Annotated in this window: 12 protein-coding genes; 11 read left to right on the top strand and 1 reads right to left on the bottom strand. The window is 60.5% G+C overall.

Annotated elements, in window-relative coordinates:
• The first annotated feature begins 66 nt into the window (after positions 1–66).
• The 9 genes from NUW23_13105 to NUW23_13065 all read left to right on the top strand — a co-directional run bounded on the left by NUW23_13105 (position 67) and on the right by NUW23_13065 (position 7689).
• A complete protein-coding gene (locus NUW23_13105; GenBank protein ID MCR4427097.1) occupies positions 67–1245 on the top strand; it encodes a 2-oxo acid dehydrogenase subunit E2 in 1179 nt (392 codons plus the stop codon).
• Between the two features lie 73 nt (positions 1246–1318).
• Positions 1319–1489 carry a 4Fe-4S binding protein gene (locus tag NUW23_13100; protein MCR4427096.1) on the top strand — a complete coding sequence of 57 codons (171 nt, stop codon included), beginning with the start codon at positions 1319–1321 and terminating at the stop codon, positions 1487–1489.
• Between the two features lie 197 nt (positions 1490–1686).
• Positions 1687–2586 (top strand): pyridoxal 5'-phosphate synthase lyase subunit PdxS, encoded by a 900-nt coding sequence (gene pdxS / locus NUW23_13095; protein MCR4427095.1) that lies wholly within the window; start codon positions 1687–1689, stop codon positions 2584–2586.
• Positions 2587–2623: 37 nt separating this feature from the next.
• Positions 2624–3217: a pyridoxal 5'-phosphate synthase glutaminase subunit PdxT gene (gene pdxT / locus NUW23_13090; protein ID MCR4427094.1), complete on the top strand. Its 594-nt coding sequence runs from the start codon at positions 2624–2626 to the stop codon at positions 3215–3217.
• 64 nt (positions 3218–3281) lie between these two features.
• Positions 3282–4547, top strand: a complete 1266-nt coding sequence (locus tag NUW23_13085; protein MCR4427093.1) for a serine hydroxymethyltransferase — start codon at positions 3282–3284, stop codon at positions 4545–4547.
• A gap of 128 nt (positions 4548–4675) precedes the next feature.
• Complete coding sequence (locus NUW23_13080; GenBank protein ID MCR4427092.1) at positions 4676–5248, top strand: 2-oxoacid:acceptor oxidoreductase family protein; 573 nt, start codon at positions 4676–4678, stop codon at positions 5246–5248.
• Positions 5245–5547, top strand: a complete 303-nt coding sequence (locus NUW23_13075; GenBank protein ID MCR4427091.1) for a 4Fe-4S binding protein — start codon at positions 5245–5247, stop codon at positions 5545–5547. Before NUW23_13080 ends, NUW23_13075 begins: the two co-directional genes overlap by 4 nt.
• 25 nt (positions 5548–5572) lie before the next feature.
• Entirely contained in the window at positions 5573–6751 is a 1179-nt protein-coding gene (gene porA, locus NUW23_13070; protein ID MCR4427090.1) for a pyruvate ferredoxin oxidoreductase, read from the top strand.
• An 11-nt stretch (positions 6752–6762) separates the two neighbouring features.
• The gene (locus tag NUW23_13065; GenBank protein MCR4427089.1) at positions 6763–7689 is read left to right on the top strand and encodes a thiamine pyrophosphate-dependent enzyme; all 927 of its coding nucleotides are present in this window, start codon (positions 6763–6765) and stop codon (positions 7687–7689) included.
• A gap of 195 nt (positions 7690–7884) precedes the next feature.
• Here the strand turns inward: NUW23_13065 and NUW23_13060 are convergent, their stop codons facing one another.
• Positions 7885–8814 (bottom strand): ketopantoate reductase family protein, encoded by a 930-nt coding sequence (locus tag NUW23_13060; GenBank protein MCR4427088.1) that lies wholly within the window; start codon positions 8812–8814, stop codon positions 7885–7887.
• 597 nt (positions 8815–9411) lie between these two features.
• On the opposite strand from NUW23_13060, the gene NUW23_13055 reads away from it, so the two are divergent.
• Both NUW23_13055 and NUW23_13050 read left to right on the top strand, forming a co-directional pair.
• Complete coding sequence (locus NUW23_13055) at positions 9412–9792, top strand: hypothetical protein (GenBank protein ID MCR4427087.1); 381 nt, start codon at positions 9412–9414, stop codon at positions 9790–9792.
• An 83-nt stretch (positions 9793–9875) separates the two neighbouring features.
• Positions 9876–10034 (top strand): hypothetical protein, encoded by a 159-nt coding sequence (locus tag NUW23_13050; GenBank protein MCR4427086.1) that lies wholly within the window; start codon positions 9876–9878, stop codon positions 10032–10034.
• Positions 10035–10589: the final 555 nt, after the last annotated feature.

The raw sequence follows: 10589 nt of genomic DNA, 5'->3' as shown, positions 1-10589 counted from the left end.
GCGTCTCCTCCCCACGCCTGAAGGCGGGGGCTCCCGACGCCGCGTAGTCTGGTGGAAGAGATCAAAATGCCCCAGCTGGGGCTGACAATGACTGAAGGTACCGTTACCCGGTGGATGGTGGAGCCGGGAGATCGGGTGGATCGGGGTCAACCTGTTGTCGAGATCATGACGGATAAGATCACGTATGAAGTGGAGGCGCCTGCGGCAGGCGTAATCGGTCCCATCCTGGTCTCCGACGGAGAGGTGGTCCCGGTGGGAACCGTGCTCGGGACCATCGGGGCTTCCGGGGAGACGGTGGCTGAGGCTCCCGCCGCGGTGCCGGCACCCGCCGCTGCTGGAGCTGTTGGGGCGGTCACAAAGGTAGAGGCCCCGGCAACACACGAAAGCGCGAAGGTCCGGCCGGAGGTCCTCGCCACTCCTGCCGCCCGACGTGCGGCGAAGGAGCGCGGGATCGACCTTTCGGCCGTCGCAGGTTCAGGTCCGGACGGGGTGATCACCGAGGCTGATGTGCTCGGGGTGACGGCCGGGGCGGCTCTGGCCACGGTGCCTTCACACGCTGGACCTAAGGCGCCAAAGAAGATGCCTTTGAATCAGGTCAAGCGGGTCACGGCTCAGAGGATGGCGGAAAGCTCGCGGACCGCGCCCCAGTTCTGGGAGACGGTTCGGGTGGACATGTCGTCCGTGATGGAGCTGCGCGCGAGGCTTGCCGCGGCTGGGACTAAGGTGACGATTTCTGACATGCTGTTGCACGCACTGGGGCGTGCCTTGGCCGAGCACCCCGAGGTCAACGCAACCTTCGCTGGGGACTGCATCGAAATCCAACCGGAAGTCAACATAGGGTTCGCCGTGGCCACCGACGACGGCCTGGTCGTGCCTGTCATACGAGATGTCCCATCCCTGTCACTTACGGCCCTGTCCGCTAAGGCCAAGGAACTGGCGGATCGGGCCAGGGCGGGGCGGCTCACACTCGAGGAAGTGTCGGGCGCGTCGTTCACCATCTCCAACCTGGGGATGTTCGGGGTCGAATCGTTCGCGCCGATAATCAACCCGCCTCAGGCCGCCATAATGGGGGTGGGGCAGGCGGCGGACACCCCGGTGGTGATAGACGGGGGCATACACATCCGGCCCATGGCCGCAGTGACGATGACATCGGACCACCGGGTGATCGACGGGGCAGTGGCCGCACAGTTCCTCGCAGCATTCAAAGCCCTGGTCGAGCGGGCCGGGGAATGGATGGGCCGGTAAGTCAGGGATTGTGTACCTCATCACCATCGTGTAAAATGGAGCAGGCAAATGGCCAGAGAGGGAGGGTTCGTCGTTGGCGTACAAGATTAACGATAACTGCATCGCGTGCGGCGCCTGCAAACCTGAGTGCCCGTCAGACGCGATCAGCGAAGGCGACATCTACGTGATCGATCCGGAGAAGTGCATCGACTGCGGCGCGTGCCACGATGTCTGCCCGGTGGAGGCTCCAAACCCCGAAGAATGAGCGTGCTGCAGGAGGTCACGACGGACTCCCCGAAGCCATCGGGGAGTTCAGCTTTGTGGGGTTTTGTCGAACCAGGACCGCAGGCTTAACCCCCTATTTAGCTGCGCTATCTCCTGCGCAACCCCCGCTTTGTATTGTGTGTGTGGCGGGGGTGTAGTAAAATATACTCTGGATTTGCCGGGTTGGAGGGTTGTGAGATGGCCGGAACAGAGACTTCCGAGAAAGGCACCTACAGGGTCAAGACCGGACTTGCTCAGATGCTCAAAGGCGGAGTCATCATGGATGTCACCACTCCGGAGCAAGCGAAGATCGCTGAAGAAGCCGGTGCGGTGGCGGTGATGGCTCTGGAGCGTGTGCCGGCTGACATACGTGCTGCAGGCGGAGTTGCCCGGATGGCGGATCCTGCAATCATCGAGCAGATAAAGAGCGCCGTCACGATTCCAGTAATGGCCAAGGCGAGGATAGGGCATTTCGTGGAAGCCCAGATACTCGAGGCACTGGGCGTCGACTTCATCGATGAGAGCGAGGTCCTAACCCCGGCGGATGACCGGTTTCACATCAACAAGCATGATTTCAAAGTCCCATTCGTCTGTGGCTGCCGCAACCTCGGTGAGGCTCTGAGGCGTATAGGCGAGGGAGCGGCGATGATTCGGACGAAGGGCGAGGCCGGAACCGGCGACATCATTGAGGCAGTGAGACACATGCGCGCGGTGATGGACGACATTCGACGCGTTGGGGGCCTTCCCAAGGAGGAACTGATGACTGCGGCGAAGGAAATGGGCGCGCCCTACGATCTCGTCTGCGAGGTCGCTGCGACAGGGCGGCTTCCCGTCGTCAACTTCGCGGCAGGTGGGGTGGCAACTCCCGCTGACGCAGCTCTCATGATGCAGCTCGGTGCGGACGGCGTGTTCGTCGGGTCAGGGATATTCAAGTCCGAAAACCCTGCGGCCAGGGCACGTGCAATCGTGCTGGCTGTCGCTCACTATGATGACCCGAAGCTTCTCGCTGACGTATCGAAAGGGATCGGAGAGGCAATGAGGGGCATCAATGCTGGCGCAATGAAAGAAGAAGAGAAGATCCAGGGCAGAGGCTGGTAGTTGAGGCCCCGCCCCGTCCGGAGGCGGAATTGTGAGAATGGTCAGGATCGGCGTTCTGTCTTACCAGGGAGCAGTGTCTGAGCACATTGACAGCGTGAGACGGCTCGGAATGGAGGCAGTGAAGATTCGGGATGCCCGTGCCCTCGAAGGGGTGGACGGGCTGATTCTCCCAGGTGGTGAAAGCACTACCCACGGCAAACTCCTGGTCAAGTACGGCTTGGATGAGGCCATCCGGGAGCGCGCGTCCCGGGGGATGCCCGTGTTCGGAACATGCACCGGCATCATACTTCTCGCTCGTGAGATCGTCGGAAGTGACCAGCCGAGGCTCGGGCTGATGGACATCGCCGTGGAGAGAAACGCCTTCGGGCGACAGGTGGACAGCTTTGAGGCTGATATCGAAGTGGACGGGCTGGGCGACCTCTTCCCGGCCGTTTTCATACGCGCCCCGGTCGTCCGAAGGGTGGGGCCCAGGGTGAAGGTGCTCGCCCGCTGGCAGGGTGACCCTGTCATGGTGCGCGAAGGGCAGTTCCTTGGTTGCGCGTTCCACCCGGAGCTGACCGAGGATACCAGGATACACGAGTATTTCCTCGGAATGGTCGAGGAGGCGCATTCCCACCGGGCCGGGAAGTAGCGGAAGTAGCGCCGGTGACCCCCACGCGCGAACAGGTCAATCGTCGGGAGGTGGGAGCGAGCAGATGTTTGACACTCTTAGAAGGGCAGATCCCGAGGTGGCCTCCGCCGTCCTCGCCGAGGTCAGGCGGCAGGGAGACAAGATTGAGCTCATAGCGTCGGAGAACTTCGTGAGCCGGGCAGTTCTTGAGGCCCTGGGGTCTCCGTTGACCAATAAGTACGCTGAAGGCTACCCCGGCAAGCGCTACTACGGCGGATGTGAGCACGTGGACGTGGTGGAGAACCTTGCGATAGAGCGGGCTCGCAAGCTGTTCGGGGCAGAGCATGTGAATGTGCAGCCTCACTCGGGCGCTCAGGCCAACACCGCAGTCTACTTCGCGGCCTTGGAACCAGGTGATGTCGTTCTCGGGATGAACCTCACCCATGGGGGACACCTGACCCATGGCATGCACCTCAACATCTCAGGGAAGTACTTCAAGTTCATTCCCTACGGTGTCAGGGAGGACACTCAGGTCATCGACTACGACGCCCTGGAGTCTCTCGCCATCGAATACCGTCCCAAGATGATAGTGGCGGGTGCTAGCGCTTACCCGCGGGCGATTGACTTCCAGAGGATCAGGGAGATCGCGGAGCGGGTCGGAGCTCTAGTCATGGTGGACATGGCGCACATTGCTGGTTTGGTGGCAGCGGGGCTTCATCCAGACCCAGTCCCTTACGCCGACTTCGTGACCACGACCACCCACAAGACCCTAAGGGGTCCCAGGGGCGGAATGATCCTCTGCACAGCCCAGTGGGGGAAGAAGATTGATTCTGCAGTGTTCCCGGGCACGCAGGGCGGACCTTTGATGCACGTGATCGCGGCGAAGGCAGTTGCCTTTGGAGAGGCGCTCGAGCCCGAGTTTGCAGATTACCAGAGGCGCATACTCGCCAACGCCCGAGCACTGGCTTCCGCGATGCTGGACCATGGCTGGAAACTGGTATCTGGTGGTACCGACAACCACCTTATGCTCATGAACCTCATTGGCACGGGGATCACTGGGAAAGCCGCCGAGACCGCTCTCGACTCAGTGGGGATCACGGTGAACAAGAACACGATACCGTTCGATCCGGAGAAGCCCACGGTCACAAGCGGCGTAAGGTTGGGCACGCCGGCTGTGACCACGCGGGGGATGACAGAGCGGGAAATGAAGGAGATAGCGGGGCTTATCCACGCCACGTTGATCAACATCCACTCCGAGCATGCGTTCGAGGAGATCCGTGCGGGCGTTCGGAGTCTAGTCGAGAAGTTTCCCCTCTACGCAGATCTCCTGCAGGAAACTACCGTGGTGTGACGAAGTTCACAAAGTGTGTGCCACGGCGCCCGCAGCCGGCGGGGGCTCGGGCACGCTTTGATATAAACGTACAGGCTATGCAACAGCAGCCCTGTATAGAACACCGATGTTTTGGGGGGAGGAAGACTATGGGCAAGCTCCTTGAGATTCGCTGGCACGGCCGAGCAGGGCAGGGAGCGAAGACCGCGGCTCTGGTTCTGGCAGAGGCGGTCATCTCCGCCGGGAAGTACGCACAGGCGTTCCCGGAATACGGGCCAGAGAGAATGGGCGCCCCTATGCAGGCGTTCAACAGGATCAGCGATGAACCGATACTCGTTCACTGCCACGTATTGAACCCAGAAATCGTGATCGTGCTCGATCCGTCGCTCATCACTGCGGTGGACGTGAAAGCTGGGGTCCCTTCGTCGGGTACCTACATTATCAACACCCCGCTTTCCCCGGCCGAGATGCGCAGGCGGCTCAAACTCGAGGGCGGAAAGGTGTTTACCTTGGACGCCACACAGCTTTCGATAGACACTATAGGCCGCAACATTCCCAATACTCCTATGATGGGGGCCCTTATCAAGGCAACGAACCTTCTCGACCTTGATGTGGTCCTCGAGGACTCCAGGCATAAGCTTGGAAAGAAACTCCGCCCCGAGATCGTCGAGAAGAACATCGAGGCGATGAAGCGGGCCTACGAGGAGGTGGCTTCCGAATGAGCATTCCCAACAAGGATGACGGCTGGAGGGACGTGCCCAAGGCCGGGCGAATCCTCGAGGCCGGTTCCGCTGAGAGGTACGAGACAGGCGGCTGGAGGACTTTCAGGCCTAAGCACATAGCCGAGAACTGCATAAACTGCCTGTTCTGCTGGATTTTCTGTCCGGACCAGGCAATCATTGTAGAGGACGGGAAGTTCAAGGATATCGACTGGGCGCACTGCAAAGGCTGCGGTATCTGCGCTGCTGAGTGCCCCACTAAGAAGAAAGCCATCGTCATGGTCAAAGAGGACGAGGCGTAGACGAAGTAGGAAGGAGGAGAAAGACATGCAGACCAAAGTTGCCAGGACCGGTAACGAGGCGGTTGCCGAGGCGATGCGGCAGATAGGACCGGACGTCGTGGCCGCATACCCCATAACCCCTCAGACCGAGATCGTCCAGATCTTCTCCAGCTTCGTCGCTGACGGCAAAGTGGATTCCGAGTTCGTCACGGTCGAAAGCGAACACTCTGCCATGAGCGCGACTGTTGGCGCGGCTTCCGCCGGCGCGCGGGCCATGACCGCTACTTCAGCGAACGGCCTTGCGCTCATGTGGGAGATCGTTTATATTGCGGCATCCATGAGGCTGCCGATTGTCATGCCCGTGGTCAACCGGGCTCTTTCGGGGCCGATCAACATCCACTGCGACCACAGCGACACCATGGGGGCTAGAGACTCAGGGTGGATCCAGATCTTCTCGGAGAACGCGCAGGAGGCGTATGACAACGTCATCCAGGCAGTCAAGATCTCCGAGAACAAGTCCGTCCTCCTGCCGACCATGGTCACGACGGACGGGTTCATCATAAGCCACGCAATGGAAGTCATCGAAATGCTCGAGGACGAGGACGTGAAGAGGTTCGTGGGCGAGTATGTCCCAGAGAATCCGCTCCTCGATGTGGACAACCCGATCACCGTCGGCCCGCTGGACCTCTACGATTGGTACTTCGAGCACAAGAGGGGTCAGGCAGAGGCCATGCGAGGGGTGAAGAAGGTCATCGAAGAGGTCGGGCGTGAGTATGGGAAGCTCACCGGCCGTGAGTATGGACTTTTCGAGGAGTTCATGCTGGATGACGCGGACGTCGCCGTGGTCGTGCTCGGATCCACAGCAGGAACCGCAAAGGAAGTCGTCAAGGCGCTCAGAGCAGACGGCGTCAGGGCCGGGCTTCTGAAGCTCCGAGTGTTCCGGCCGTTCCCAGCTGAGGAGATTGCCAAGGCTCTCGCAGACAAACGGGCGGTGGCGATCATGGACAGGTCTGACTCGTTCAACGCCGTGAGCGGTCCGGTCTTCGCCGAGGTAAGGTCGGCCATGTACGATGCCTCGGGCCCTAAGATCGTCAACTACATCTACGGTCTCGGCGGACGCGACGTCACGACGGATCACATCAGGTCGGTCTACTCCGACCTTGCCAAAATAGCAGACACCGGGCGGGTAGAGAGGGCTCTCACCTACCTCGGGGTTAGAGAGTAGGAGGTGTGCACATGGCGACTCTGAAGGAACTGTCTAAGAAAGAGATCCTCATCTCGCCAGGCCACCGTGCCTGCGCGGGGTGCGCGTTCCCGGTAATCATAAAGCAGGCCCTACTCGCAGCGGACAACCCCGTGGTCGTCGGGTGCGCCACCGGGTGTATGGAGGTCTGCACGACGATCTATCCATACACTGCGTGGAAGGTGCCGTTCATTCACAATGCCTTTGAGAACTCCGCCGCAACCATAAGCGGGGTAGAGGCAGCGTACCGAGTGCTTTCTCGCAAGGGGAAGATCAACAAGAAGATAGACTTCATTGCGTTCGGTGGTGACGGCGGTACCTACGATATCGGGTTCCAGTCGCTTTCGGGAGCGATGGAGAGAGGTCACGACATGCTCTACATCTGCTACGACAACGGAGCCTACATGAACACAGGTATCCAGCGGTCTTCCGCGACGCCGAGAGGCGCGAACACCACTACGAGCCCAGTGGGCGAAGTCTCCTACGGGAAGAAGCAGTACCGCAAGGATCTCACGGCAACCATGGTTGCCCACGACATCCCATATGTCGCACAGGCTTCCCCGCATGCCTGGAACGATATGGTGACCAAGGTCAAGAAGGCCCTTGCAGTGGACGGGCCCTCGTTCATCAACGTAATCCAGCCGTGCGTCCTGGGGTGGAGGTACCCTGCCGAGGAGTCCATCCAGATGGCCAAGCTGGCGGTGGACACCTGCTACTGGCCGCTCTACGAAGTGGAGAACGGCGAGTACAAGCTCACCTACAAGCCGAAGGAGAAGAAGCCTCTGGTGGAATGGCTTCGCAAACAGGATCGGTTCCGCCACCTGTTCACTCCCGAGAACGAGCACCTGATCGAGGAACTCCAGGCCGACGTGGACAAGAAATGGGCCAGGCTCCTCGCCAAGTGCGGCGTGGAAGCATAGCGGCAGGTGCAGATGTCGCTCCTGCAATTGTCCGGCCGTTCCCGGCTCAAGACCGGGGCGGCCGGATTCTCTTGCCGACAGGCAGGGAGGGCGGGCACGCTGGCGGGGCCGGATCCCGAACACGTTTGAGCCTGTTCGGAAGGCCCTCAAGCGGCCTGGCGGGCTGGGGAACTCAAGTTGACGTATTTCTTTCAATTAGATATACGTTGCCAGGCGGTCCATTGCCGGCGTTGGTAAGTGAGTCGAGCGGGCCAGGGCCGCGAACTCGTCGGCGAGTTGCCGCATCTCGTCACGGGCCACGTTGGCGTGACGGGCCATCACCACGTCCGCCCGCTGGGTGTTAAGGGTACGCCGCAGGATGGCCACAAGGATCGGCTCTGGTATCCATTCGACGATCCTGAGCTTGGACGGTGTTATTGGTATGCCCAAGGCTCGTAGGACCCGGAAACCTTCGCGGATGGCCCTGATCGTAAGCGCCAACCCCTCGGGCATGTGCGCCAGCCGGTAGTTGTTGCCCCCGGCCATGTAAATTGCGTTCGCAATGGGGCTGACCAACGCCACGTGCGTTTTGAGCCAGGCGTCCATGTTAGTGCTGATGGCGACCGGAAACCCGGCGTCCTTGAATGCCCCGGCGATCCGCCGCAACCTGGGGGTGATGCGCCCATCCAGCTCGCCGAACGTGGTCGGCTGGGTGGTGCCCGATACGACGTGGTAGCGGATGACGTGCCCCTCCCTCCCGCCGCCCGCTCCGGGGAAGCCAAGAAGAACCCGTTCGCGGCCGAGCGCGGCGACATATTCAGCAGGGCCGGCAGCGTTGTTGACCATGAACACGACACTGGGGGTACGCAGGTTCGCCGCGAGGCCAGGCAGAACCGCCGGGACCTGGTTCTTACGCATCACCACGACGGCCAAGTCGTAGGCGTCATCGGGCGCGAGCCGGTCAACCACGTTGACCTTTGTGACGGTGCGACGCCCGGTTTCACCCTCCTCCAGCACGACGCCGTGCTCGCGGATGTCCGCCAGGCGCTGCCCCCGCGCAAGGACAGTCACGTCGTGCCCCGAGTCCGCCAGCCGCGCCGCGTACAGACTTCCAAGCACTCCGGCGCCGTAAAAGAGGATCTTCATATCATGGCCCTCCTTGAATGTGCGCAATCGGAGCAGGTGACCCAGTACAGGACTCTTGGCGCCGCCTCACGCATTCACTCACTGACTGTCAGTTGATTCGACTGTATGCCCTTCCTCAGGTCTTGTCAACGGGACCAGTTGCCTCACCCAAAATGGACGCGAAATTGGCTTGTTGCCTCAAGTCTCTTCTACTCCATGGAGCGGTTGAAGCGAAAGGCACAAGGCGCTTTTCGAGCAAGTACGCCGTCTGGCTGTGCACGATCAAGTTCGACTTGCGTGCGCCAAACGCGGTCTTCGAAGAGTACGTGCCGGTCTCTGCGGCCTCATTCATATCAGCGGGTCGGCAATGTGGCATGGGACGGGCTCCTTTCGGCGGATGTCTAGTGCAGCCGCATATTACCATGAACCCCAAGGGCTATCAACCATCCTTCTGTGCCAGAGCAATGCTGCTCTTCCCCATGGGCGACACTATCTCAGTCGCGTTAGAGCGTGGGACACAATCCGGAAGAACGGTGTGGTGGGAGGAGACCATGTAGGATGTGTCGTCTTCTTCGTCATCCTCCTGGCTTACCGTCACCTCCACGGCGCAATCTCGTCATGTTCAACCTCCTCGAGGATGATGAGCTGTACGCAGTCGAGAACCCGGGGTACTTCATCACCCCATTCGCACTGATGCCCGACAGAATGCCCGAGCTCGTGGGCAAGCATGGAAGTTTGCTTGCCGTACCGTCACCTGAGGTAATGTTGGTCTATCCCATCAATGACTCAAGGCTATTGGACTCCATGGGCGCCTTCATCATGTTCACCAATGCCGTTTTCGCCCAAGTGCCAGATCCCATATCCCCCGCCATATACTGGTACAATGACTCCAGGTACATGAACCTGCCGTACACGTATGGCATGTCGGGGCTGGAGTTCGGTCCCCCTGAGGAGTTCCACAACCTTCTCGTATCCCTTGAGGAGCAGAGTGATCTCTAATCATTGGGGTTCAAGGATTGAGCGAATTGAGGGTGAACGAATGAGGGGAATCGGCAACCAGCTTTATGAGGGAGATGACCCTCATGAGGACAGAGTTCGCCCTTTCCGCAGTCCTCGTGATCTGTATAGGAGCAGTGGTCCATGCCTGTGACCCGTGGCCTATGCTGCGGGAGGAGAGCAGGACCATTATCGAGCTTGAGAGGCAAATAGCCGCGCTCGAGACGGTCGTGAGCCGTGCATAGGTCGGGCGGTCCGCCCACCCGTACTTCCTCGCCGACCTCAGGACCTCGATTGCGGACATGAAGGGCGCGCTTGAGGTGCTTCGAGGAGAAATCGCACAGCTCAAGGAGCCTCAGTGGGGACCCTGCGAGTCCGTTCTGGGAAGGACCGCACCTCACCCTCGGTCTCTGTCAGCGGCGCAGGGGAAATCGCGCCGGTCTCAAGAGGACAGCGCAAAACGGCGCGGTGCTCGCAGGCACCTTGCTCGGGAATCCACTGGCCAGGGGCAAGGTGAATCCTGATGGAACGGTATGTTTCGAGAGGGTTCTTTCCGGCGGGGCAGGGCCGAATCAGCTGTACACGGGCAGGCTCACAACGGACCCTTACGGCAACAAGGCGATCCAGGGCATATTGGACTGCCCTATTGCAATGACAGAGGGCGCGCCTTGGACTGCAACTCTGAGGAAGCAACCTGGGGTGAGATATGCCTAGGGATGCGGGGGGAACCGGTATCCTGCGTGCCGACGGGCAACGACGAGAACGATATGCCCAGGGATGCGGGGGGAACCGGGACCGGT

This window comes from Bacillota bacterium (assembly GCA_024655925.1).
In the GTDB taxonomy this organism is placed as follows: Bacteria; Bacillota; DTU025; order DTU025; family JANLFS01; genus JANLFS01.
This window is presented reverse-complemented; position numbering and strand designations above follow the sequence as displayed.

What these genes read in the sequence shown, in the direction of transcription:
- NUW23_13105 (MCR4427097.1), top strand. Translation starts at nt 67, where the DNA reads ATGCCCCAGCTGGGGCTGACAATGACTGAAGGTACCGTTACCCGGTGG.
- pdxS (MCR4427095.1), top strand. Translation starts at nt 1,687, where the DNA reads ATGGCCGGAACAGAGACTTCCGAGAAAGGCACCTACAGGGTCAAGACC.
- pdxT (MCR4427094.1), top strand. Translation starts at nt 2,624, where the DNA reads ATGGTCAGGATCGGCGTTCTGTCTTACCAGGGAGCAGTGTCTGAGCAC.
- NUW23_13085 (MCR4427093.1), top strand. Translation starts at nt 3,282, where the DNA reads ATGTTTGACACTCTTAGAAGGGCAGATCCCGAGGTGGCCTCCGCCGTC.
- NUW23_13080 (MCR4427092.1), top strand. Translation starts at nt 4,676, where the DNA reads ATGGGCAAGCTCCTTGAGATTCGCTGGCACGGCCGAGCAGGGCAGGGA.
- NUW23_13075 (MCR4427091.1), top strand. Translation starts at nt 5,245, where the DNA reads ATGAGCATTCCCAACAAGGATGACGGCTGGAGGGACGTGCCCAAGGCC.
- porA (MCR4427090.1), top strand. Translation starts at nt 5,573, where the DNA reads ATGCAGACCAAAGTTGCCAGGACCGGTAACGAGGCGGTTGCCGAGGCG.
- NUW23_13065 (MCR4427089.1), top strand. Translation starts at nt 6,763, where the DNA reads ATGGCGACTCTGAAGGAACTGTCTAAGAAAGAGATCCTCATCTCGCCA.
- NUW23_13060 (MCR4427088.1), bottom strand. Translation starts at nt 8,814, where the DNA reads ATGAAGATCCTCTTTTACGGCGCCGGAGTGCTTGGAAGTCTGTACGCG.
- NUW23_13055 (MCR4427087.1), top strand. Translation starts at nt 9,412, where the DNA reads ATGTTCAACCTCCTCGAGGATGATGAGCTGTACGCAGTCGAGAACCCG.
- NUW23_13050 (MCR4427086.1), top strand. Translation starts at nt 9,876, where the DNA reads ATGAGGACAGAGTTCGCCCTTTCCGCAGTCCTCGTGATCTGTATAGGA.